Origin of the sequence: Hyphococcus formosus (genome assembly GCF_046736345.1) — a bacterium.
Taxonomy (GTDB): Bacteria; Pseudomonadota; Alphaproteobacteria; order Caulobacterales; family Parvularculaceae; genus Hyphococcus; species Hyphococcus formosus.
In genome coordinates this window covers 2,355,181-2,378,766 of record NZ_CP157210.1, presented here as the reverse complement: position 1 = coordinate 2,378,766, position 23,586 = coordinate 2,355,181, and the positions used below count along the sequence as shown (strand labels likewise).

Annotated in this window: 26 protein-coding genes and 1 tRNA gene; 10 read left to right on the top strand and 17 right to left on the bottom strand. The window is 54.0% G+C overall.

Translation table 11 applies throughout. The features are described from left to right. Positions 1-43: 43 nt before the first annotated feature. Complete coding sequence (locus ABFZ83_RS10925) at positions 44-604, bottom strand: TetR/AcrR family transcriptional regulator (RefSeq protein ID WP_411816586.1); 561 nt, start codon at positions 602-604, stop codon at positions 44-46. Positions 605-685: 81 nt separating this feature from the next. Here ABFZ83_RS10925 and ABFZ83_RS10920 point away from each other — a divergent pair, with 81 nt between their 5' ends. After that, complete coding sequence (locus ABFZ83_RS10920; protein WP_411816585.1) at positions 686-1,621, top strand: SDR family NAD(P)-dependent oxidoreductase; 936 nt, start codon at positions 686-688, stop codon at positions 1,619-1,621. Between the two features lie 159 nt (positions 1,622-1,780). On the opposite strand, the gene rpoH is transcribed toward ABFZ83_RS10920, so the two are convergent. The 3 genes from rpoH to ABFZ83_RS10905 form a co-directional block, all read right to left on the bottom strand. Beyond that, positions 1,781-2,701, bottom strand: coding sequence for an RNA polymerase sigma factor RpoH (rpoH, locus tag ABFZ83_RS10915; protein WP_411816584.1), 921 nt, complete (start codon positions 2,699-2,701; stop codon positions 1,781-1,783). A gap of 271 nt (positions 2,702-2,972) precedes the next feature. After that, positions 2,973-3,437 carry a group III truncated hemoglobin gene (locus ABFZ83_RS10910; protein ID WP_411816583.1) on the bottom strand — a complete coding sequence of 155 codons (465 nt, stop codon included), beginning with the start codon at positions 3,435-3,437 and terminating at the stop codon, positions 2,973-2,975. Positions 3,438-3,489: 52 nt separating this feature from the next. Beyond that, positions 3,490-4,524 carry an RluA family pseudouridine synthase gene (locus tag ABFZ83_RS10905; protein WP_411818826.1) on the bottom strand — a complete coding sequence of 345 codons (1,035 nt, stop codon included), beginning with the start codon at positions 4,522-4,524 and terminating at the stop codon, positions 3,490-3,492. A gap of 102 nt (positions 4,525-4,626) precedes the next feature. On the opposite strand from ABFZ83_RS10905, the gene ABFZ83_RS10900 reads away from it, so the two are divergent. Continuing rightward, positions 4,627-5,037: a hypothetical protein gene (locus tag ABFZ83_RS10900; RefSeq protein WP_411816582.1), complete on the top strand. Its 411-nt coding sequence runs from the start codon at positions 4,627-4,629 to the stop codon at positions 5,035-5,037. Here the strand turns inward: ABFZ83_RS10900 and ABFZ83_RS10895 are convergent, their stop codons facing one another. The 4 genes from ABFZ83_RS10895 to ABFZ83_RS10880 all read right to left on the bottom strand — a co-directional run bounded on the left by ABFZ83_RS10895 (position 5,038) and on the right by ABFZ83_RS10880 (position 9,406). Beyond that, positions 5,038-5,319, bottom strand: coding sequence for a DUF6460 domain-containing protein (locus tag ABFZ83_RS10895; RefSeq protein WP_411816581.1), 282 nt, complete (start codon positions 5,317-5,319; stop codon positions 5,038-5,040). A gap of 78 nt (positions 5,320-5,397) precedes the next feature. Then, a complete protein-coding gene (locus ABFZ83_RS10890; protein ID WP_411816580.1) occupies positions 5,398-7,014 on the bottom strand; it encodes a ShlB/FhaC/HecB family hemolysin secretion/activation protein in 1,617 nt (538 codons plus the stop codon). Between the two features lie 77 nt (positions 7,015-7,091). Continuing rightward, positions 7,092-8,288 carry a hypothetical protein gene (locus tag ABFZ83_RS10885; RefSeq protein WP_411816579.1) on the bottom strand — a complete coding sequence of 399 codons (1,197 nt, stop codon included), beginning with the start codon at positions 8,286-8,288 and terminating at the stop codon, positions 7,092-7,094. Between the two features lie 254 nt (positions 8,289-8,542). Continuing rightward, a complete protein-coding gene (locus tag ABFZ83_RS10880) occupies positions 8,543-9,406 on the bottom strand; it encodes a mechanosensitive ion channel family protein (RefSeq protein ID WP_411816578.1) in 864 nt (287 codons plus the stop codon). Between the two features lie 202 nt (positions 9,407-9,608). On the opposite strand from ABFZ83_RS10880, the gene ABFZ83_RS10875 reads away from it, so the two are divergent. Beyond that, on the top strand, positions 9,609-11,135 hold the full coding sequence (locus tag ABFZ83_RS10875; protein ID WP_411816577.1) for a DUF2793 domain-containing protein: 1,527 nt from the start codon (positions 9,609-9,611) through the stop codon (positions 11,133-11,135). Here the strand turns inward: ABFZ83_RS10875 and msrB are convergent. Together msrB and ubiA are read right to left on the bottom strand one after the other, a co-directional pair. Continuing rightward, complete coding sequence (gene msrB / locus ABFZ83_RS10870) at positions 11,122-11,547, bottom strand: peptide-methionine (R)-S-oxide reductase MsrB (RefSeq protein WP_411818825.1); 426 nt, start codon at positions 11,545-11,547, stop codon at positions 11,122-11,124. The genes ABFZ83_RS10875 and msrB overlap by 14 nt on opposite strands. Positions 11,548-11,682: 135 nt before the next feature. Continuing rightward, positions 11,683-12,615, bottom strand: coding sequence for a 4-hydroxybenzoate octaprenyltransferase (gene ubiA, locus ABFZ83_RS10865; RefSeq protein WP_411816576.1), 933 nt, complete (start codon positions 12,613-12,615; stop codon positions 11,683-11,685). A gap of 481 nt (positions 12,616-13,096) precedes the next feature. On the opposite strand from ubiA, the gene ABFZ83_RS10860 reads away from it, so the two are divergent. The 7 genes from ABFZ83_RS10860 (at position 13,097) to ABFZ83_RS10830 (ending at position 18,751) form a co-directional block, all read left to right on the top strand. Next, positions 13,097-13,867 (top strand): 16S rRNA (uracil(1498)-N(3))-methyltransferase, encoded by a 771-nt coding sequence (locus tag ABFZ83_RS10860; protein WP_411816575.1) that lies wholly within the window; start codon positions 13,097-13,099, stop codon positions 13,865-13,867. A 98-nt stretch (positions 13,868-13,965) separates the two neighbouring features. Further along, a complete protein-coding gene (locus tag ABFZ83_RS10855) occupies positions 13,966-15,339 on the top strand; it encodes a glutamate--cysteine ligase (protein ID WP_411816574.1) in 1,374 nt (457 codons plus the stop codon). 95 nt (positions 15,340-15,434) lie between these two features. Next, positions 15,435-16,310, top strand: a complete 876-nt coding sequence (gene yghU, locus ABFZ83_RS10850) for a glutathione-dependent disulfide-bond oxidoreductase (protein WP_411816573.1) — start codon at positions 15,435-15,437, stop codon at positions 16,308-16,310. Continuing rightward, positions 16,288-16,953: a DNA-3-methyladenine glycosylase family protein gene (locus ABFZ83_RS10845; RefSeq protein ID WP_411816572.1), complete on the top strand. Its 666-nt coding sequence runs from the start codon at positions 16,288-16,290 to the stop codon at positions 16,951-16,953. The genes yghU and ABFZ83_RS10845 overlap by 23 nt, the downstream gene beginning before the upstream one ends. A 173-nt stretch (positions 16,954-17,126) precedes the next feature. Then, the gene (locus ABFZ83_RS10840; protein ID WP_411816571.1) at positions 17,127-17,693 is read left to right on the top strand and encodes an HNH endonuclease; all 567 of its coding nucleotides are present in this window, start codon (positions 17,127-17,129) and stop codon (positions 17,691-17,693) included. Between the two features lie 102 nt (positions 17,694-17,795). Beyond that, a complete protein-coding gene (locus ABFZ83_RS10835) occupies positions 17,796-18,581 on the top strand; it encodes a M48 family metallopeptidase (RefSeq protein WP_411816570.1) in 786 nt (261 codons plus the stop codon). Positions 18,582-18,674: 93 nt separating this feature from the next. Then, positions 18,675-18,751 (top strand) — tRNA-His (locus ABFZ83_RS10830). A gap of 60 nt (positions 18,752-18,811) precedes the next feature. Here the strand turns inward: ABFZ83_RS10830 and ABFZ83_RS10825 are convergent. From ABFZ83_RS10825 to ABFZ83_RS10795, 7 genes are all read right to left on the bottom strand, one after another. Beyond that, positions 18,812-19,306 carry a YybH family protein gene (locus tag ABFZ83_RS10825; protein WP_411816569.1) on the bottom strand — a complete coding sequence of 165 codons (495 nt, stop codon included), beginning with the start codon at positions 19,304-19,306 and terminating at the stop codon, positions 18,812-18,814. A gap of 98 nt (positions 19,307-19,404) precedes the next feature. Further along, positions 19,405-19,902, bottom strand: a complete 498-nt coding sequence (locus tag ABFZ83_RS10820) for a hypothetical protein (protein ID WP_411816568.1) — start codon at positions 19,900-19,902, stop codon at positions 19,405-19,407. Between the two features lie 9 nt (positions 19,903-19,911). After that, entirely contained in the window at positions 19,912-20,652 is a 741-nt protein-coding gene (locus ABFZ83_RS10815; RefSeq protein ID WP_411816567.1) for a hypothetical protein, read from the bottom strand. A gap of 2 nt (positions 20,653-20,654) precedes the next feature. Further along, positions 20,655-21,200 (bottom strand): hypothetical protein, encoded by a 546-nt coding sequence (locus ABFZ83_RS10810; protein ID WP_411816566.1) that lies wholly within the window; start codon positions 21,198-21,200, stop codon positions 20,655-20,657. 106 nt (positions 21,201-21,306) lie between these two features. Next, a complete protein-coding gene (locus ABFZ83_RS10805) occupies positions 21,307-21,780 on the bottom strand; it encodes a hypothetical protein (RefSeq protein ID WP_411816565.1) in 474 nt (157 codons plus the stop codon). Between the two features lie 129 nt (positions 21,781-21,909). Continuing rightward, a complete protein-coding gene (locus ABFZ83_RS10800) occupies positions 21,910-22,722 on the bottom strand; it encodes a TIGR03084 family metal-binding protein (RefSeq protein ID WP_411816564.1) in 813 nt (270 codons plus the stop codon). A 10-nt stretch (positions 22,723-22,732) separates the two neighbouring features. Beyond that, a complete protein-coding gene (locus tag ABFZ83_RS10795; RefSeq protein ID WP_411816563.1) occupies positions 22,733-23,542 on the bottom strand; it encodes an enoyl-CoA hydratase/isomerase family protein in 810 nt (269 codons plus the stop codon). Positions 23,543-23,586 lie beyond the last annotated feature (44 nt).

The following is a 23,586-nucleotide window of genomic DNA, read 5'->3' as shown; positions in this document are numbered from 1 at the left end:
GCAGTGATGATTCAGAATTGTCAGGATACGGCTATATCGCGTTTTATGAACGCAGAGCCGACAAGCAAAGTTGCTTCAGGGTTTTCAACTGCCGCATAAGATGGTCTTTATCGCGGGCTGTTCTGCCTGCGGCCTTGGCTGATCTCTGAACAAAATCTGAGAGATCGGGGGCGGTGAGGTCAGTACGCGCTAAAGCCGATTCATGTGGCATGAACATGCGCTCTATGACGCGGCGAAATTTCTCCGCGGACGCATCCAGCTCTTCCATGCCCGCAGCATTGAACCCGTCGATAAGATCTTGCGCATTGGGCATTTCCTTAACCAGATCGAATCCCGCAACCACCATTTTGTCAAAGAGGATATCGAGTTGCTCGCCGATGTCCTGAGCGCTCTTTAGTCCCGCTTCGATGTCACGCAGGGCTTCGTCGGTATAGTTGCGGATCAATCCCTTAAGCACGTCATCTTTGTTCTTGAAGGTATTATAGAGCGTCTGGCGACTGACGCCGGCTTCTTGGGCGAGGTCACCCATGCTGGTCCGCTTTACGCCATAGCGCGAGAATACCTGCACAGCCGCTTCGAGGATGTCTTTTTCGGTTTTTGTCATAGCTGCCTTATTGACATTTAGACGCTTAATGTCAAATATACAAACGAACAAAAAATGTCCAAAAGTTAAGAGATGCCCCTGATGAATGAAAAGATACGCCTGCTCCTGAAACTCTTTACGCCGCAGCGCCGGAAGCCCGATCCGCGTCATGCGATGCCGAAAGCTGATCGCGACCTTTCGGGTAAGACGATTGTATTCACCGGGGGAACTGACGGGATAGGACGTGTTGCCGTCAGTATGCTCTATGAAATGGGCGCGTCTCTTGTTTTGCTCGGACGCGATACGGCTAAAGGCGAGTCCATTGTCAAAGACTTGGCCGCAAGCGATGGTCGCGGAACGGCCACCTTTGAGCGTTGCGACCTTTCCTCCCTACAAAGCGTAAAGGCGTCTGGCGACCGCATTTTAGCGACGCAGCCACAGATTGATGCGTTGGTCAATTGTGCTGGTGTCAACGCAATGACGGATCGGCTCAGCCAAGATGGTTTTGCGACGAATTGGGCGGTGAATTATCTTGCGCCGGTTCTGCTGACCCGGCTGCTGCTGGGTCGGCTGCGCGCCTCAGCGCCCGCGCGGATCGTTAATCTGACAACCGATACGGCCTATCTCGACCGGCTTGACCTAGACATGATGGAGACGGACCCAACGCTCGGCCAGAAAGACAGCTACGCTGGCTCCAAGCTCGCACTTGAGATGTTTTCCGTAGACTTGGCGCATGATCTCAAAAGTTTTGGGGTCACCGTAAACTTGCAGCATCCAGGTTATATCCGTTCGAATCTATTGCGGAATCTGCGTGGGATTGAGCGGGTGATGCAGGGCTTGATGCGGATCATGGCGTCGCCAACAGAAGTTGGCGCGGACCGGATCGTGCGGCAGGTCGCATCCTCGGCTTTTGCAGGCGTCACTGGCGTAATTATTGCCGAAGATGAACAGCGCCCCCACCACGCAGAAGTAGGCGACACCGCTAAACGAGAAAGGTTGGCACGCCTGACCGACAAAATTCTTGCGCCGTGGTTATAAAACTGCTCGGGTCTTTCGGAAATAGTTTCGATACGAACGGACAATAACGCTCATTGAATGTAAATGACGTGTCCGTTCAACTGGCGTTCGCCGCGCAGGACTAACGAAAAAAAGCCGACCGCGATGGGCCGGCTTTTTGATCTCGTTTGATCTCTTATTTTATAAGGCCGCTGCGTTTTCAGCAGCTTGTTGCCGCGACTCGCGATCCATGCGGGTCATGGCTTTTTGCAATTTTTCAAAGGCGCGGACTTCGATCTGGCGAACGCGCTCGCGACTGACATTGTAAACCTGGCTCAGCTCTTCGAGGGTTGCCGGATTATCTTTCAGGCGCCGTTCGGTAAGAATATGTTGCTCGCGCTCATTGAGCGTTGCAAGCGCCGTCTCCAAAAGACCCATGCGCATTTCATATTCATCTTCGCCGACCAGTTTGGCTTCCGGATTGACCGCATTGTCATCAACCAGCCAGTCTTGCCACTCGCCGCCGCCATCGGTGTCTTTTGACATCGGTGCGTTTAGAGACGCTTCACCACCGGACATCCGGCGGTTCATGGAAATCACTTCGTCTTCGGTCACGCCGAGCTTTGTTGCAATATGCTCCACTTGATCCGGGTGCAGATCGCCATCATCAACCGCTTCGATCTGGCCTTTGATTTTGCGCAAATTGAAGAACAGTTTTTTCTGCGCGGCGGTGGTGCCGATTTTTACAAGGCTCCATGACCGCAGGACATATTCCTGAATGGACGCGCGGATCCACCACATCGCATAGGTGGCGAGGCGGAAACCCTTATCGGCGTCAAATTTCTTGACCGCCTGCATCAGACCGACATTCCCTTCGGAAATGACTTCGCCAATCGGCAGGCCATAGCCGCGATAGCCCATGGCGATTTTCGCCACGAGCCGCAGATGGCTCGTAATAAGGCGTTGGGCCGCTTCGGGGTCTTCATGCTCCGCAAAGCGCTTTGCCAACATATATTCCTCATCCTTGTCGAGCATGGGGAATTTGCGGATCTCCGCGAGATAACGCGAAAGACTCCCCTCTGGTGTGAGGGATGTAGCCGTCGTGGTCAGTGCTTTACTCATAGCGCAGTCTCTTTCTTCAGAACGCCTTTGCTAAATGCAAATAGGCGCATAAAGTTCGGTCAAAACGGGCTTTTTCTGAAGTCCCCAAAAGAAAACGCCTCTCCCGGGCGCTGTATGGGGCATATAGGGTCGCAAATCGCGATTCCCATAGGTGATCCAAAATTTTCCCGCCAACCGTGGATATTCTCAAAAGTTAGAATAAATATTCGACGAAATTAGGGCGAAAATCCAATGAACTTGCGTTCACCGTCAACCACGAATTTGTGATCGCTCAATCGTCGTTATCCGCACGCAGTGCGCCCTTAAGCTCCGGTGCGCCAAACAGGGCGAGCTTCAAGCTCTGGCCGATCCGCACGGCGCGTTCATAAAAATACGGCACGACTGCCGGCGTCGGTGCGGTCTCTTCCAGTGTCTGTTTGAAAAGGCCAAGCCAGATATCAAAATGATGCGGGCGGATGGTTTTGTGTTTCGCGTGGGCGGGCACAGGACGTCCACGATAGCGCCCGGCATTAAAGGCAACCGATGCCCAGAAATCTTTCATCGTTGCCAGGTGCGAATCCCACGAATCCCCCATTGCCGCATCAAAAATCGGGCCGATCTCCGGTTCATTGCGAATACGCTCATAAAAGCGATCAACCAGGAGCGAGATATATTCATCCGTAATGCCCATAGATTCCGCATTGGCCCGAATGGCTGCGCGTCGGTCGGCGGAACTGGCGAAGGGGGACTGGCTCATGCGATTCTCACTGGCAATTGGTTGAATACCCTAGCCGAACACAGCATAGCGGTTAAAGGCCGCGTAGGACGTCAATAAGATTGTTGAAGTCCTGCGGCGGTTCCTGTTCAAACCGCATGCTATCGCCCGTTATTGGGTGGTCAAACCCCAGCACCCGCGCATGAAGCGCTTGCCGGCGGAAATTTTTAACCGTTTCAATCGCGAGATCCGCAACCTCTTCACCGGGCTTGAGGCCTGAAAGGCCGGGCCCACGGCCATAGGTTTGATCGCCCACCAGCGGGTGACCAATCGTTGAAAGGTGCAAGCGGATTTGATGGGTCCGCCCGGTTTCAAGCGTGCATTCGACCCGAGAGGCAAGGGCGTCGCCTTTCAGCTTTGCCCGGTTGCGGCCAAAGACCTCGACAACTTTGTAATGGGTTACCGCCCGGCGCGCATTTGGATGGTCCTCGTCACGAACGGTCGCCATTTTTTTGCGGTCATTGGTATTGCGCGCCATCGGCAGGTCGATCGTGCCAAAGCCGGGACGCGGTGCGCCAATGGCGACTGCCTCGTAAAGGCGTTCGATATTGTGCTTTTCAAAGGCCTTGGCCAATTTCTGATGCGCCGCGTCGGATTTCGCAACCACCAACAGACCCGAGGTGTCTTTATCGATACGGTGAACGATACCGGGGCGCGCGACCCCGCCAATACCCGAAAGACTATCGCCGCAATGATGGATCAACGCATTGACCAGCGTGCCGGTCCAATTGCCTGCGCCCGGATGGACCACAAGCCCCGCCGGTTTGTTAATCACGATGAGGTGCTCGTCTTCAAAGACCACATCCAGCGCGATGGGCTCTGCCTCGGGTTCCGGATCGGCGACCGGCGGCAGAACCAGCCGATAGTGCTCGCCCGCCCGCAGCTTATAGGATGCGTCTTTGAACGTTTCGCCATTGCGGCTTAACGCACCTTCGTCGATCAGGGCCTTCAGGCGAGAGCGTGTCAGCTCTTTGATATTCTGGCTGAGCCATTTATCGACGCGCGTGCCAGCGTCATCTTCGGTGATGTCGAACACAAAGGTGCCGTCCTCATCATCGGTGAGGGGCATATCGGACTTGAGGGTTTCGTTTTCTGCGGTCATAAGCAGGGGCGGTTTACCCTTGTGTGGCCGAGACGGCCAGAGCCAAAGCGAAATAAGGACTGATTTAGCGTGAATAATACGGGCGCAAACGAGCCATCGACCTCAGATAATACGGGTGATGACCAGTCTACATCAGGCTTCGCATCAATTGCCGAACGGATTGGCGCGCGCAATCTCTGGATCATTATCCTGACCATGCCGCTTTTCTTTTTGGCGTTTTTGGTGGCGATTATCGTCATGTTCGGCAAATCCGAAGAAGAAAAGCTGGCCGAGCAGGAAGAAAACCTCATTCCGTGGACCGAGCCCGCGGAAGAAAGCCAGATGGCCTATCCGGCTGCGCCTGTGGGTGGCCATGGCGCGATTGCGCTTGATGGTGATCGTCTGGCGGTACGGGTCGACGGGCCGGATGGTTTTGTGGTCGTGGTTTACGATCTCGCCAAGGGCGAAGAAATCGCGCGCCTGCCATTCCCGGCGGAATAGTTATTTGCGCGAGATCAGGCGGGTAATCAGCCAGATCGGGACGACGACGGCCGCGCCAATAATCAGATAGGTGAATAAGGTCAGCGCGACTTCGCCGACATTCTCGCCCAACATCGCGACCAGCCGTTGGACGTTATCAAATATGCCGCGCCAGAAATCGCGCGGGCTAATCCCTAAAACCGTAAAAATTGCGCCGACGATGATGCTGACGACGACCAGCTGAAGGAAGGTTTTTGTTCCGCTGCCGCCTTTTACCCGGTCGAGAAAATTCTTATCGGCCATGATCCTACCCCTAACGCAAAAAATGCCCCGCCCTGTGATAATAGGTGCGATCGGAGAGGGGTTCAATGGAAGGGTGTATCAGGGGCGGATATCAAGCCGCCAATTGACCGAGAACCGCCAGTCCTGATCAAAACCGGGGACAGGCTGGTCATAGGGATGGGCGAGTTCAAGCTCTATGAACCCTTTATCTTTGTAGGCGGCGCGGATACCGCCCCCAACAGAGCCGAGATCATATGACTGATCCGCCGTTGCGCTCCGTGCAAAAACATCCGCATGCGCATAATCAATGAATGCGTATAATTCGGACTTGCCGAAATCCCCGTTGAATGGCCGCCAGGCCGGTTCAAGCAATAGCCCAAATCCGCGATCGGCGTTGATGAGGCCGGCGGAGAAGGCGCGGCCATAACGCGCGCCGCCAATTGAAAAACGCTCATTGGCCGGAAGATTATCATCGGTCCATTGTCCGCCGCCGGTAAAGGTCAACCGGCCTTCGCTGCCGATTTTTTGCAGGACGTAAATATCCCCTGATAGTTTAGTATAGGTTTTATCGCCAATGATGGGCGAGACTTCTGCGCCCATCATGTCGATGCCTTGGCTCGCGGTGGCGCTCAGCTTTGCAATGCGTTTTTTGCTCAACAGTGAAAGCGTTGCCGCCAATCGCGCCGCGCGTGTTCGTTCGGTGGCGATGAGTGATCCGAAAGCGGCATTGTCGCTATTGACTGCATCCAGCGAAGCCCGGACACTTAAATTGCGTTTATAGGACCGGATAACCGGAACGGTAACGCCGCCGGAATAAAGCTGGGCATCGCCGCTGATGACGCTGTCTTTCGGCCGGGATTGCAAAATCGCGGCGCTCGCATCAAGGCGAACGCCATTTGCGCCGATGGGCGTTGAATGGCTGATCCCCGCATAGCGCGAGTCTTTGAAATTCGCTGCCGCGGCCAGGTTCAGACTCGTGACATCGCCGTCCCGCAACAGGCGATAGGCTTTGGCTTGCGCCGTAAACTGACCATCGCGGATGAGCCGTGAAGTACGGTTGTTAAACCCGAATGACACCGTTGGCTTTTTATAATCAAGCGCAAGATCAAGCCGCACTGCGCCGGGGGCGCTACCATAGGATAGCGTCGGCTTTACGGCGACGCCCGGAATATCGCTCATGAGCGAAAGTGATCGCTCCAATGTTGCGCGGCTGAGCGGCGTTTCTGCGGTCAAACGCTCCGCATAAGCTGTAATCAGATAATGATTGCGGTTTTCTGTCTCGCCGCTAAACGAAAAATTCTCGATATGACCTTCGGCCACAAGAACCCGGACGACGCCATTTTCAAAAGCCTGATCCGGTATGACGATTGTGAACAGTGCTATCGGTGATTGCTCATAGGCGGCCGTAAGCGCCGCTGCGAGTTCATTAAGCGCGTCTTTGGTAATTGTTCTGGCAATAAAGGGCCGAGCCGCATCGGCAACATTTGCAGGCACTGATGTGCCTTCGAATTTTATGCCGCGTATCAAGATGGGCGGTAGGTCTTTGGGCTCTATGCTGACCGTTACATTCGATGATGGTTCATTAACAGCTTCGGGCACTTCCGTATCGCGGATTTCACCGGGTCGCAGGCGTTCTTCGGTGAGGGGTGTTTGCGCGGCAATGGCCGAGCCGATCAACAGGGCAAACAAAAGAATGTGGGATTGAAGTTTTTTCATGGTGGTGAGGATTTCGCGCGTAAATAAAAATGCGACCGGACAGCTGCAGGGCGACACTGTCCGGCCGCGAGCGGCGCTTAGCAGCCACCACCAAGTAGGCCGCCAACAAGGTTACAATCGCTCTCTTCTCCTGGAAGTAGACCTTGCACCGTGTCTCCCACTGCGCCGCTCAAACTGTGATCGCCTTCATTCAGGTGATCGCCCAATATCGGTAGGTCCTCAATCACGCCGCCATCACCGCCGATGATCGGCGCGTCGGCAAGAATGCCTGTTTCTCCTGCGATCATGCTCTCATCGCCAATGACAGCATCAAGCGTCGTGCTCAGATCGCCATCAAGGATGGTGTCGCTGCCGCTTTCGCCTGTGACGCTGCTGGAAATATTGAGGGCACCATTGGCGTCTGCGCTGATCGCAACGATACCGCCGGCGGGCGATGTGTGATCAAGTACACCGGTCAATTTATCCGTGACATGAGCAATGCCAGATCCGTGCGGCAGGCCATCAACCCCGATATTGACGAGTTCACCGCCGCTCCCGAGGCCGACGGTCAGCACGTCACCGGAAACTTGCTCCGTTGACAAAATACTTGCGCCTAAAAACGGCTCGGCTTCCGGGCTGCCGATCGGGTGGGCGTCGCCAATCGATGCGGTGACCAGCGCGCCCGGTGCCGCGAGAATGCCGTCAACCAGATAGGTTTCGCCATTGCCTGACTGAATAAGGGTTTGACCGGTGGCGTCGATAACACCGACGACTGTGCCGGCAATTTCGTAATTGCCCGGCGTTTTTTTATCGACCAATCTGGCAACTTTCATTCCTTTGTCAGCGACGATATTGACGGTCTCGCCGGATTTGGTCTGTACGCCTGACAAAATGACAGGGGCCGAGCCGGGCTTGCCGGTATTGGCGAGAAGCCCTGTACCCGCAACGCCATTCGGGCCAACCAATCCGCCTGTCGCTAATGCGCCCGCATTGCCGAGATTGAAATTGCCGTCATTGCCCGGTTCGCCTTGAGGGCCCTGTTCTCCTTGGGAGCCTTGCTCGCCTTGTGGGCCCTGCGCGCCTTGCGGTCCGGCGGGGCCTTGCTCGCCTTGGGGGCCTTGCTCGCCCTGCGGGCCCTGACTTCCTTGCGGTCCCTGTTCGCCCTGCGGGCCTTGAGCGCCCTGTGGCCCAACGGCGGCGACGCGATGTGTCTTGTGCGACGTGCAGGCCGGCAAGGTTAGCGCCGTTAATGCGGTCGCCGCGAGCGCGATCTTCAGTCGATAGTACGAATGCATACTAAACTCTCCCATATGCGTATAAATGTGCGGCTGCCCCGCAAACCTATTCGGTGAATGTCGGGAAGAGTGATAACGGATCGAAATTAAATCAAAGTCAAACCGTATACGGAATTATTGAGTTTAATTTCGGCATGGGAAATGGATTTTGAAAAATTTGCAGTTTCGATTCCGCATTGTGAAATCGTTCCCATAATACAAAAAAGCGCGGCATTTTCATGCCGCGCTTGGTGGGGTCTAAATTTTTAGCCCGTCTATTCGGATTTTTCCATATAGATCGAACGGCAAGGATAGGGGATCGATACGCCTTCCGCATCAAAGCGCTCTTTCACCGATTTCAACAATGCCCATTTGACCGGGAAATAGTCTTCGCGATTGACCCAGACACGGGCCAGAATATTCACGGAGCTATCGCCAAGACTATCGACAGCGATCACCGGTTCAGGCTCCGAAAGGCCGCGTCCGTCTTTCTCGATCTCATCCTTGATGAGCGAAATCGCTTTGTCGAGATCATCGTCATATGACACCCCAAACAGGAAATCGACACGGCGTGTGTCAAAGCCCGCATAATTGGTGATGACATCATCAAAGATCATCCCGTTCGGAATAATCAGCTTTTTATTATCGGTCGTGGACATTTCGGTGGTGAAGAGGCCGATCTTTTTAACCGTGCCGGAAACGCCAGCGGCGTCGACAAAATCACCAACATCAAATGGGCGGAAGCCAAGCATCATCACACCAGACGCGACATGCCCCAGCGTACCCTGCAAGGCCAAACCAATCGCAAGACCGGCGGCACCGATGACGGCGGCAAAGCTTGTGGTCGGAACGCCAAAGACGCCCAAAGTCGTGATAAGGACAAGGGCGATCAGGCCATAATGAACAAGGCTCGAAAGAAACCCGGCCAAGGTTTCATCGATGCGGCCCGATTTTGAAATACCAGCGCTCACCAATTTCTTTATGCGGCCTGCGACCCAAAGCCCGATGACCAAAACCACCAGCGCGCCAATGACACTCGGTAGATAAGACGCCGCTTTCTCCACCATGCCATGAATAAATGTGACCGCTACATTTAGCTTGTCTGGTTCTTCGGCAACGCCGCCATTTGCATCTTGCATTGTTATTCTCCTTTTACTCACTGCGGGCGTCATAGACTGAACTGCGGCCCGAACCAATAGGTTGATAAGACTGCTTTTCGCTACATCAAAAAAGATGAAAATCGTGCGCTATCCCGCATTCGGTGCATAGTTATCCACCAACGGCGGGGCGGGCTTATGGTTCCCGGCAGTGAATTTTATTGCCGTTAACGGAGCCTTATGAATGGAACAGTCCCCGCGCCTGGCGCTTTCTTATGTTCAGCCAAATCAGGCACAAAAACATGTCACCGTGAACGAGACGATCAGGCGGCTTGATGCGCTGACGCAAATGACCGTCCGATCACGTACGATTGCCGCCGAACCAGAAATGCCATCCGATGGCGATATCTATATTCTCGCTACACCGACGGGCGATGTGTGGTCATCATTTGATGATGACGATGTGGTCGCGTTTCAGGATGGCGCGTGGGAGCGGATTTCACCGGTCGCCGGCATGCGCGCATGGGTGGCGGATGAAAACCTGCTGGTCGTTTATGATGGTAGCGGCTGGACCACGCTTTCGGGCGACGCGGCGGAAACTGCCGGTCTTTTCGGGGTGAATACTACGGCGGATAGCATCAACCGCCTATCGGTAAAATCAGATGCGGTTTTGTTTGGTCATGATGACATCACCCCCGGCAGTGGTGATTGCCGGGCGATCATCAATAAAAACCTCGTTGGCGATACGGCCTCGGTCCTGTTTCAAACGGCTATGTCGGGGCGCGCAGAATTTGGTCTTACGGGCGATGATAATTTTCACTTGAAAACCTCCGCTGACGGATCGTCATGGCAAAACGCGGTCGTTATCGATACGCAAAATGTCCGGATGGGGCTGGGCATTACGCCCACCGCACGGTTTCATATTCTGGGCGAAGCAGGAACGAACCCGGCGGATGGGGATTTTCACCTTGAAAAGGATGATGGTTTTGCGCTGGTTGTGTTGTCTGAATATTCAGGCATCAGCCCAACAAGCGCTGGCTTTTCGATCCAGCGGCGCGCGCGGGGGAGTAAGGCATCACCTGCTGATCTAGTTGATGGCGATTGGCTGGGTGGTTTTTCCTTTCGCGGATACGCGGATGGTGCCTTTCGGCAAACGGCGCTTATCAACGGCATTGTCGATGACACGGTGAGCGGTAGCGATTTGCCAGCGGCGCTCAGTTTTCACACCGGCGTGTCGGGATTGAATGAACGTATGCGGATCGCATCCGATGGCGGTGTTGTGATTGGAAGCCCCACCGGGAACAGTCACGGTGTGGGCACGATTAATGCCGAAGCGGTCTATGACGATAATGTGCTTTTGAGCTGTTATGTTTTCGATCAGGCCCTCGATGGACAGATCGACCCCGCGAAATGGGACGCATTGGTGCCGGACCGTATTCGCGCGCCGGAACATGATCTTGAGAGAGAATTATCGCCGCCGGAGAAAATTACCCGCACGCACGAACCAATGCGAAAATTCAAGGCGCGGATCGGTAGCAATTATGACCCCTTAACCCTTGATGGCTATGCCCGTCATTGGAAAGAGAAACGACATCTGACCGCCATGCCCGACGAGGCGCAGTATGATCCGGCAACCGGTCTGGCCGCGGGGGCATGGATCCAGCGTTTGATTGAAACGGCGGAAATCCATGCGGTATTGATCGAAGCGCTCAATCAAAAGGTCAAAGCGCTTGAGGCAGAAAAGAGAAATTCGAAAATTACGCCGGTTTAAAGGTCAATGCGACACCATTATTGCAATAGCGCAAACCGGTTGGTTCAGGGCCGTCTTTAAAGACATGTCCCTGATGGCCGCCGCAGCGCGCGCAGTGATATTCCGTACGCGGGATAATGAGTTTGAGGTCAGTCTTGGTGCCCAGCGCGCCGGGTATGTAATCCCAGAACGATGGCCAGCCTGTGCCGCTTTCAAATTTGGTGTCGGAATTGAATAAATCGAACCCGCAGCCGGCGCAGGCGTAAATACCGTCGCGCTTTTCGTCATTCAGCGGGCTTGTGCGCGGACGTTCGGTCGCTTCTTTGCGCAGCACCGCATAGGCCTCGGGAGAAAGACGTTTCTTCCATTCGTCATTGGAGAGTTGCCATTTTTCGTAATCAGGAATCGTCGAAGGATCAGGTGATTTAGCCATGGCTTCTTCCTTTGTCTGGATACCGCATCCGGCCACAGTGCCCAATAAGCCTAGTGCGATGTGCCGACGGGTCAATCTGGTCATGAGGCGTATCCTTTGCTTTTTTCTGCCGCCCCTGTTTTACGTTAGAAATACTCAGATCAGATGCGTTATCCGATCACATATCGGTGCAAGAAGCAGTAACAAACCGCAATCGCGGTTGGATTTAAACAATCTCAAGCAATTGTGACTGTCGTGAATATCAAGCGTTCGGATCTGCCAGGTAAGGTGCACAATCGCGGGAATAAGCGCCGCGTAATAAAGCGGATGCGCAGCGATCAAAAAACCGGCGAGCATAAATCCCGCAATGGTCATGGTCGCGAAACCGATAAGCCATTTTTGCGTCGCTTCGCCCAGTCGAAGGGCCGTGGATTTCACCCCGATCAGCGCGTCATCATCCGTGTCCTGATGGGCGTAGATCGTATCGTAAAAGAGGGTCCAAAAGATGCCGGCACCATAAAGCGCGAATGCAGCGGGCGCGAGCGTGCCGGCCGCCGCGGCAAAGCCCAGCAACGCGCCCCAGTTAAAGGTCAGGCCCAGCCATGCCTGCGGCCAATAGGTAATGCGCTTCATGAATGGATAGGCGGCCACCAATAATAGCGACGCCAGCCCAAGCAAGATCGTGAATTGGTTGAATTGCAAAAGAACGATGAGACCGATCAGGCAAAGAAAGACGAGGAATGCCCATGCTTTTTTGACGCTGATCTGACCCGAAGGAATGGGCCTCAGGGCCGTGCGCTCGACTTTGGCGTCGAAATCGCGATCGACAATATCGTTATAGGCGCATCCGGCCCCGCGCATGACAAAGGCACCGATCGCGAAAAAGATCGGATACCAGAATAACGAGCTGCCATTATGGCCGGCCGCCGCCGCAAGGGCCAAGCCCCATAGGCACGGGATCAGCAATAGCCATGTCCCGATCGGGCGGTCGGCGCGCATCAACCGCAGATAAGGGCGGATTTGAGCAGGCGTATGATCGACCCAGTTACCGGGCGCAGCATCAGGGGTTGAGGGCGTTGAGTTTGTCATGCCGGGGTTCTAGCGCTCAACGCCTGTGTGATAAAGCCGTCATCCCGGACGTGATCGGGTATCCAGCGGCCCGGCGAGGGTTGGCGTATGTTAGTGGATTGCGGGCCCCGACCCGCAATGACGCGTGAGGTTAGGTCGGAAACGTTTCCGCCGTCATCCCGGACGTGATCGGGTATCCAGCGGTCCGGCGAAGGGTTGGCGCTTGTTGGTGGATTGCGGGCCGGAGCCCGCAATGACGCGTGAGGTGAGAGCGGAAACGTCTCCTACGTCATCCCGGACTTGATCCGGGATCCAGTGGTCGGGTGAAGGGTTGGCGTATGTTGGTGGATTGCGGGTCGTGGCCCGTAATGACGTGTGAAGTCGGGCCCGCATAAAAGGAAAGGTTAGGTCATATGGAATAAGTTCACCACGCGCACGAACATGAAATTTTCTGTGCGCATTTGCCGTTTTCCCATCGCTAAAATTTCTCTAAAGGTTCCCCATGATTCCGCGCCTATACATTGATTTGCCGATCACCGCAGGAAGCGCGCTGCCGCTGACGACGGAACAGGTCCATTATCTGCGCAATGTGCTGCGCCGCGCCGAGGGTGATCCGTTGCGCGTATTCAATGGGCGCGATGGCGAGTTTTCGGCGCGTATTGGCGAATTGAAAAAGCGCGGCGGTATTGCGGTTGCGGATGTTCAATTGCGGCCCCAGCAGTCAGAGCCTGATCTGACGCTTTATTTCGCGCCGGTGAAGCGCGGTCCCTTGGAAATGATTTTGCAAAAGGGAACAGAGATTGGTGTCGCGGGTTTCGTGCCGGTGACCACAGAGCGCACCAATGCGCCAAAGCTTAATATTGAACGGCTTCAATCCATCGCCACCGAGGCCGCCGAACAATGTGAGCGCATGAATGTCCCGACCATTCATCAGCCCATCAAGCTGGCAAGCTTGATTTCGGATTGGGATACGGAGCGCCAGCTTTTGTTCTGCGATGAAGCGGGGGATGAGGCAGAAAAAGAATGGGGCGGCGAAAAGGGACGGGCGCAACCAATATTAGAAGCGCTAACACAATTGGATAGCAAAACTGAATCATGGGGTGTGCTGACTGGCCCGGAGGGCGGGTTTACGCCGGAGGAGCGGCAAAGCCTGCGTGAACAATCTTTCGTGATTCCGGCGACCCTAGGACCGCGGATTTTAAGAGCAGATACAGCGGCAATTGCCGCGCTGACCCTATGGCAGGCGGCGCTCGGTGATTGGCGTACGCGCTGACGTCGCGAGAGCGTGAACATAACAAGGCTTGGCGTACGGCGCTTGGCCCTTTAGAGCGGCATAAATGGGGCAATGCGCCTTGAGAGTTGGAGAGAAAAGTGACAACCGCCAAGGAATCAACCGGCGACTCGCCGCGTATCGAATCGCTAGAACAACTGGCGCACTATATTGCCGAGGGGGAAAAGCCCAAGGATCAATGGCGCATCGGCACTGAACACGAGAAATTTGTTTTCTGCCGTACCAGCCTGAAGCATGTTCCCTATGAAGGCGAAAATGGTATTCGCGCAATCCTTGAAAAGCTGAGTGAAGAAACCGGCTGGGCGATTATCGCTGAAAATGGTTTGCCGATCGGCCTGAAAGGCGCGGGGGCGAGTGTTTCGCTGGAGCCCGGTGGTCAGTTTGAATTGTCGGGCGCACCGCTTGAAAATATTCATCAAACCTGTGACGAAGTTCACCGCCACCTTCATGCGGTTAAAAAGGTTTGTGATCCGCTTGGCGTCGCATTTCTTGGCATGGGATTTACGCCAATGGCGACCCGTGCGGAAATTCCGAAAATGCCAAAGGCGCGCTACGACATTATGCGCCGTTATATGCCGACGGTTGGCAATCTCGGTCTCGACATGATGCACCGGACCTGCACGGTTCAGGTCAATCTTGATTACGCCTCTGAGGCGGACATGGCGCAAAAATTCCGCACGTCACTGGCGTTACAGCCAATTGCGACCGCGCTCTTTGCCAATTCCGGCCTCTATGAAGGTAAGTCATCCGGTTACGCGTCTTATCGCGCGCATATTTGGACCGATACCGACCCCGATAGGACTGGCCTATTAAACTTCGTATTCGAGGATGGTTTTGGCTATGAGCGTTATGTCGATTATATGCTCGATGTTCCGATGTATTTTGTTCGGCGCAATGGAAAATTTATCGACGCTGCCGGTCTCTCCTTCCGCGATTTCCTGAAAGGTGAGTTGCCCATTCTTCCCGGTGAAATTCCAACAATGGAAGATTGGGAAGATCATCTGTCTACGGCGTTTCCTGAAGTCCGGCTCAAGCGCTTTTTGGAAATGCGCGGTGCCGATGGGGTGCCTTGGGCCGGAATTTGCGCGCTCCCCGCATTCTGGGTCGGGCTGTTATATGATGAGGACGCGCTGTCCGCGGCGTGGGATGTTGCGAAAAACTGGACGACGGAAATGCGCGAACAGCTCAGGCTGGATGCTGCGCAATATGGCTTTAAGGCAGAAATCGACGGCAGAACCGTTCAGGATGTCGCGCTGGAAATTCTCGATATTTCGCGCGCTGGACTGCGCCGTCGTGGACGCATCGGAAATCTCAAAGATGATGAGACGACTTATCTCGACCCGATGGTAAAGATCGCAAAAAGCGGAATTACAATGGGCGAGGCGACCGCTAAACACTTCCTCGAAGATCTTGGCGGCGACGCGAAGGCCCTGTTGGAAGAGAAAAAGTTCTGATCTGCGGCAAAATCTGCCCTCTTCACGCAAATGCGAATTTGAATTGGGCATCGCCATCTTAAATCACCGGGACATCGAATAAACAGGAGAAACCGATGTCGAATAGCTATACGCCGCCGAAAGTCTGGACTTGGGATTCTGAAAGTGGCGGTCAATTCGCCAATATTAATCGTCCGATTTCTGGCGCGACCCATGAAAAGAAATTGCCCGAGGGTCGGCATCCGTTTCAGCTTTATTCGCTCGGAACCCCGAACGGCGTTAAAGTCACCACCATGTTCGAAGAGCTTCTCGAAAAGGGAGAGGCGGGCGCTGAATATGACGCGCATTTGATCCGCATCGGTGATGGCGATCAATTCGGTAGCGGTTTTGTCGAGATTAACCCGAATTCAAAAATCCCTGCACTGATTGATAAAACGGGCGAAAAGCCGATACGGGTTTTCGAATCGGGCGCTATTCTATTGCACCTCGCAGAGAAGTTTGATGCTTTCTTGCCCAGCGATCCGTCATTGCGCCCTGAGATGTTGTCCTGGCTGTTTTGGCAGATGGGGAGCGCGCCTTATCTCGGTGGCGGGTTTGGTCATTTTTATGCGTATGCGCCAAAGAAATTTGAATATCCGATCAATCGCTTTTCTATGGAAGTGAAGCGTCAGCTTGATGTGCTCGATAAAAACCTCGCTAATCGGCGATATATGATCGGCGACGACTATACGATTGCGGATATTGCGATCTACCCTTGGTATGGCTGGATGGCGCATGGCAAGCTTTATGATGCCGGTGAATTTCTTCAGGTCACGGAATATAAGAACCTTGTGCGCTGGGCAGAGGAACTGGCTGAGCGTCCGGCGGTGAAACGTGGCCGAATGGTAAACCGGACCTTTGGTGACCCCGCGACCCAATTGCACGAGCGTCATGACGCCAGCGATTTTGAAACCAAAACACAGGATAAAATTGGCGAGGCTCAGCCCGAATAATTCTCAACCGGCGTCGCTCGATGTATTTGGCGACACGAGTGCGGCTTGTACCGTTTTGGCGCGCAAGGACAAAACGCTTGCGCGCGCTTTAGACGCGATCGGCGCACCGCATATTCGCCGCCGGCCCGGCGGGTTTGAGGCGCTGTTTCGGATCATCGTAGAGCAGCAAGTCTCTGTGCCGAGTGCTCAGGCGATCTGGGCGCGCTGTCAGGACGGCATGGATTGTCGGCGCGCTGATGCTGCCCTTGAGTTGGGCCAGGATGGGTTGCGCGAGTTCGGGCTTTCCACGCCCAAGGCGCGATATGTGATGGCGCTCGCCGAGGTCTGGCAAAGCGGTGTAATAAACGATCAGGCGTTATCATCGATGGATGACGAGACCGCCGCCAAAACGCTACAAAGTATCAAAGGCATAGGGCCATGGACCGCCGCAATTTACCTTCTGTTTTGTCAGGGGCGGGTTGATATTTGGCCCCGAGGTGACGTCGCCTTGTTGGGCGCTTATAATGCGGCACGGCAGCGTGGCCCGCGGCCCGATATGAAACAATTTGATACCCGAGCCCAGAAATGGGCACCTTATCGTGGTGTCGCCGCCCATATTTTATGGACCTATTACGCTCATATTCGCGGGCGCACACCGATTTAGACGAGTGTTGCGAAAATATCGCCTAAATCGTCAAACTTCTGTCATGCAGAATCAGCTATAGATGTTCTGTACAAGTTTGGTTTATTCTAATGCGACAGCAGGGGAGTTCCCGCTTTCAGAGTATTGAGTTGGCATTCTTGTTTCTGTGATCTGACCGCAAAGGGGCGTTGCTAATGTCCGTTGCGCAACGCTCCCCTGATGCCTGTCCGGCACTTGTTCTGAATGCGGACTTTCGGCCGCTCAGTTATTTTCCTTTGTCATTATGGTCATGGCAGGACGCGCTCAAAGCGGTGTTTCTTGATCGTGTGGATGTGGTTGCACAATATGATACGCGTGTGCACAGCCAGAATTTCGAGATGCGGTTGCCTTCGGTTGTGTCGCTGAAGACCTTTGTCAGCCATACTCGCGCGCCGGCCTTTACGCGGTTCAATGTGTTCTTGCGCGATAGTTTTGCGTGCCAATATTGCCTGTCGACTGAGCGCGATGCCCTGACCTTCGACCACGTCGTGCCGCGGTCCCAAGGCGGGCGAACCACATGGGAGAATATCGTAGCCGCTTGTAGTAGCTGCAATATTCGCAAGGGCGGCCGCACCCCGCGAGAGGCGAAAATGTTCCCTGCGCGCGAGCCGGTTCGGCCAACCATGTATGAGCTTAATGAACGGGGCCGGGCTTTTCCGCCGCATTATCTTCATGAAAGTTGGCAGGACTTCCTGTACTGGGATTGCGAGCTGGAGCCGTAGGAATTTTTCGCGATTTTTGGAACTTTCGCGGTGCAAATCGAATTTGTGCCGGGGCGGCTGGTGGCCTATGATTACTCAAGAGTTAACGCAGAGGGGATTCCGATGAGCGACAAATTTCAGGTTCTCGATCACAAGGTGACCATGTCCCGCCGGCGCTTTGTTCAAGCGGCCGCGGCTGGGAGCATCGTTGTTTTGACGCCCGGCTGCGAGACCGTCTCGCAGGCCTTCACCCCGAACAGCGAGCAGATGGCACAGCTCGCGGCATCCGCATGGACCGATTTGAAGGCGCAACAGAAAACCACCAATGATCCGCGTTATGTTTCGCGGGTGAATCGGGTGATGCCAAAGATCATCGCGGCCGCAGGGGATAGCCCCGCCGGGTGGGAAGTTGCGGTTTTCGAGTCCGATGATTTGAACGCGTTTGCGCTGCCGGGCGGAAAGATCGGCTTTTATACCGGCATCCTCGATATCATGGAAAATGATGCGCAAATCGCCACCGTTATGGGCCACGAAGTTGCTCATGTGAAATTCAACCATTCAGGTCAGCGCTATGGCCGGACCGCCGCGGCGCAAGCGGGCCTAAGTGTCGCGCAGGTCGCTTTGGGAAGTGGTCAAGGCTCTCAGGTCGCCCTTCAGGCGCTCGGCCTCGGCGCGCAATATGGGGTGATTTTGCCGTTCTCGCGTCAGCACGAGCTGGAAGCGGATAAATATGGCCTCCGCTATATGCACCGCGCGGGCTATAACCCCAATGAAGCCGTACGGTTTTGGGAAAAAATGTCCGCACAAAAAAGCGGTTCACCGCCTGAATTTTTGGCGACACACCCAAATGATGCAACGCGGATTGCCCAACTCAAGCGGGAAATCGCCTTATTGGGTGCCGGTTCCTAAGGGATTTGCATTTTCTGGCTGAAACTTTATGAAAACTGACGCCTCCCCGCTTGAAATAGCGGGGGGCCGCGCGTAGGTTCCGCGCCTTCATAAGCCGCCTTAGCTCAGTTGGTTAGAGCGCTAGATTGTGGATCTAGAGGTCGGTGGTTCGAGACCACCAGGCGGTACCATTACCTTTTTACATTGCGGCATTGGCCCGCCTAGCTAGCGCGGTAGAACGTCCCGCTCGCCTATTCGCCAGGCGGTGTCAGCGGTAAATCCGAGCTCCAGGCGTCGTGGGCAACGCGCCATACGCCGTCAGCTTCCTTGTGATAGATGATAACGCCTTTGCCGATGTCGGTGTGCACCGAGCCTGTTGCTTTCATGGTGTCCGTCGACTGATAGCTATAGCGTTCAATCGCATAATCACCGCTGACGATCATGTCTTGGGAGGTTTTGACCCATTGCGTGTCGAAAGCGGCGAGATAACCACCGATCCATTCGCGCAATGCGGCCTTGCCAATCACTTCCGGCGCATTGGGTGCTTGAAATACGACATCATCAGTGAAGCCCTCCATCACCGTATCGAGGTCGTTGGCATTAATGCGCGCGAGATAATCAGGAAGCAGCGTTTCCTGAAGGTTTGCTGTTTGCTCAGTTGTGGCAGTTCTGTTCGAAGCGGTGTCACCGGAATTCGAACAGGCCGCTAAGGCAAGCATGCCCGCGCATAGAATAAACGTCTTCATGAAAGTCCCCTATCGTAATTGCCCGTTCATTGATCCCCGGGCATCTGTGTTTTTCCATACGCAACTAAAACTGAATTCGTTCGATGATGTGGGCTGGATTAATTTTTGGCCTCAGTCTCATTCGTCAATGCCGCAATTGCTGCGTATACATATTTGCTGGATTCAGGATTGACCCGAATGGCTAAGGCGTTTTGTTTCATGCTTACATATCGTTGCCATTGGCGATCAATAAATTCCATTTCATCCGTAATCGTTTGAATGCCAGTCCGCACATTCGCAGATTGAATGTGTGCTATACTACCTGTTTCCGTCGCTATGCAGGTCTTTTTGTCCTTTAGTGCAAGGGTGCATTGAAATGCGTTCTCGTAAATCGCTTGATGAAACTCTTTATAACGTGCCATTTCTCTGCGCATTGTGGTCGCGTCAGATACCATCCGCGTCATTAAATCAGCCACTTGTGCTTTGCTCTGCTGTGCGTCATTCCAGTTCGCGACCTGAATACCGATGAAAACGCCGGCAACGACGATAAAAAAATCGAGCGCGACCGCCGTCCAGTTTTGCGCTTTGACGTGTTCGGTGATGCGGCGGAGGATCATGGGGCGAGCTCAGTTTTTTGCCTTCGAAAGCACTATTTCAAGCTCACTATGCAGATCGTGCAAAGACTTGGAGACTTTCTGAACCCCTCGTCCGTTGTAAATTTGATAGGCGAAAGTCATGTCGTGAAGTTGGTTCCTGAAAGTGTGGTTCTCGCGCATCGCGTGTTCATCGCACTGAACAGCACGGTCAAACCCATCGTTATGGCTGGTGTCTGCAACGAGCCGGATCGTGAAATAATCAGGATAGAGACGGGAGAGGTTGACACTGTTCCGGGAAATTTCCGCAATCAGATCACTGGCCCGGTCCGCTTCCTGATAAAAATCGAGGATGCCGGCGCGGACTTTTGGAGCGCGAATGATGTTCAACTGACCCGCCGACAACAATTCAGTTGCGGTGGGTAAACCGGTGGGCGGCGCGGTGAGATAGGACATGTCCGCAATCGCGTAACAATGTGCCGGCGAAAGAGCCGCAGTTGCAGTTTCATCTTCAATAAAACTAACCGCTTCGACCAGCAACGCCGCATTGGACGCGCGAATTCGATCATAGAATCCCCGCTCTTCTCTCAGTATCATGACTTCAGCATACAGCCGTTCAAGATAAAGCCTTTCATTGGCCGTGCGTTGCCGGTCATCATTCCAGTTCGCGACCTGAATACCGATAAAAACGCCGACAACCACAATGAAGAAGTCTAGCGCGACGGCGGTCCAGTTTTGCGCTTTGACGTGTTCGGTGATGCGGCGGAGAAGCATTATTATTCCTTACCCATTGTTTCCGGCGTACGTAGTCGGTTTTGGTCTAGGTAAGTGACGATGAACTCGGAATCGACGTTCAAGATAATTGGATCGGCAACATCAAACATCGGTGTACCCTCCCATCCAAGCATTTGCCTTTTCCACCAGTTCTTGCCAAATCTGCTCCCAAAATAAAATGGTGCAGTATTCCGAATATGGCTTTCCACTCGGGCCATTGTCGTCAATCCGTTGGCTTCCATTTGAAAAAGATTATCCCATTGCAACATTACCGCCACCATATGTGACTCGACGATCCTAATTTCAGTATCAGTCATGGCTTCAGGTGCGCGTACGGATTTTGTCCATGCCGCAGCTGTTTCCGGTGAGGCTAGACTTAATTCAATATTGGCAAGTTGATTGTTTTTATCAGCCTCTAGTGCCGCACGAGTCAAAGCAGCATTTTGCTGAACCTCGATGATCAAAATGAACAGGCCTAGCACAACACCTAAATTCGCCCCGAGGGTCAGCCAACCGTTGACCCGGTCAATCTTATTTTTAGCGGTCATTTCATTCCCCGTGCCTTGATTCTCTGCGGCGTGTTTTTGCTCAATAGGATGAACGCCCGCCTGTTGAGTTGCCCAAACACAAGGCGCGGTGGCGAAGCAAAGTGTGTTAGTTTTTAATTTCGACCCGGACTAATCGGATAGGAGTGTCGTCGCTCAAATTGGTGACAGAATGCGGCGCTTCCGGTTCCTTCCACATCGTCAATGGAAAGGTAAGCGGTACATCCAACGCGCGCGTATCAAAAATGACATTTCCATCCGCATCGGAATCAACAAAATGACCCGCCTCCTGAATATAAAGGACGCTGGGCCAGCGATGCGAATGTAAGGGTTCAACTTCGTTGGGTGCTAAAGAGACCTCAAGCACTCGAACGGATTCATTTTCCAGCAGAATTTTGTGATTCCCCGGTGCAGCTATGACCGCATCAAGTTCCGCCGGCCATTCATTTGGATTTCCGGTTTTGTATCCGAGAACATTTTCCGATTCCGCAGTGGCGGGTTGTTCCTCCGCTTTGGTGCACGCAGCGCAAATTAGCGCAACGGACACACAAGCCGCAGTCGGAAAAGACAGTAAACGTTTCATAGCTCCCCCCGTGCTTACGACTGGCACCCCTGTCGCAGACCGACGCAGAGATTATGGGTGCTTAATGAAGAACGCAAGCCCGTCGTAGGAGAACGTATAGTTGGTGTGCGTAATCGTTAGAAGTGTAAGCTATTGAATATCCTTATACCGAGTGCCCTTGGCGGGCGGGTCTTCGGGCAGGCCGGCAAAGCATTGCGCGATCGTCATCCATTGCTTGGCTGCATCGCCAAAGGTCTCTAGGTTTGTATCCGCAATATTGCGGGTTTGCGTGACAATCTGGGCAAATTCGACCGCGCTGCCGCGGACAAAGTTGTCGGCTTGCACGTCATTCCATTCCCACGCTGCACCAGCGGGGGCAGTCAAATGGACATGGGGCTTTGGTTGCGGGGGGTCGGTCTGTCGGTTGCGGAATGTCCAGCTATAGGTCGTGACGCCGAGATGGCAGATATTGCGAATACGGTCGGATTCCGGGCGATCCGCACCAAGAAGATCGAAAATGGCCTGGCCATGGGCCCAACATTCCATCTGCCTTGCGATTATTTTTGCGGTTGTGCTCATCTCTGGCCCAACCCATGCGACGCGGTTTTCTGGGTCAGCCTGCTTATAGGCGGCGGCGAGTTGCGGATATAGCGCAGACCACTCATTGAGGAGGGCCTGACCACGCGCGTTACCTAGGTGCGTTTTGAGCCAATGACGCTGCGCGCCGATATGGCCTTCTTTGCCTAATACTGGAAGTATTTCCATCAGGAAGGATTGGAATTTTTCGCGCGATTCTAGGGTCAAAAGAGCGGCATGATTCCACATATGCAAATGCGCGATAATGTCTTCGATTGTCCAATTTTTGAATTGCGTTTCGCGCATTAAATCTTCCGCATTTTGACGCTTTAAAAGATCGTCAAGCACGTCGCATTCGATCAAAAAATCATCGGCCGGATGTTGCATTTAAATCGCCCTAATCGGATTTTGCCCAGCTAGGTTTTCTCTTCTCTACAAAGGAGAGAATGCCCTCGCGCCCTTCATCGCTTAACATGCATTTGGCGAAGCCTTTTGCTGCGAACGCAATCATCTCGTCTCGGTTAAGGTGACCGCTCGCCAAGGCGATTTCTTTTGTGACTGCATTGGCACCGGGCGCGCAACGCCGGACACTCGCCTTAATCTCATCGGCCGCCTTAGCGAGGCCTTCAGTAGAGGGTGCAACGATATCGACAATACCCAGCGCGTGCGCTTCTTTGGCAGTGAATTTTGCACCGGTAAGCATCATCCGGCGTGCCGTCATTTGGCCGGTGCGCTGTATGACATAGGGCGCAATCTGCGCTGGCGAGATGCCAAGCATTGTTTCGGTCAGCGAGAATTTCGCGTCCTCTTTGGCAATAACAAAGTCGGCGCAACATGCCATGCCGAGCCCGCCAGCAATCGCCGCACCTTCGACGATGGCGACGACCACCTGCGGCATGCTGTTGATGCGCGCGAATAATGCACCGGCGCTACGGCTCATGGCCTCAGCTTCGTCTTGGGTGAACGTGCCAGCGAGGCTTTTTTGAAAACCTTTCAAATCGCCGCCCGCGCAAAATATATTGCCTTCGCCCCGAAGCGTTATGCCGCGTACAGATCTATCCTCGGCAACGCGCTGCAACACGCCCATGAGGTCGCTCGCCATTTCATCGGAAAGGGCGTTGCGGGCCTCCGGGCGATTGAACCGGATCTGCAGCCATCCGTCGTCGATCTCCAAGATCAACGTCTCTGAGGGGGGTAGGGACGCCATTCAATGCACCTCGGGCTAAACTAAACTCAAAACACAAGTTTAGC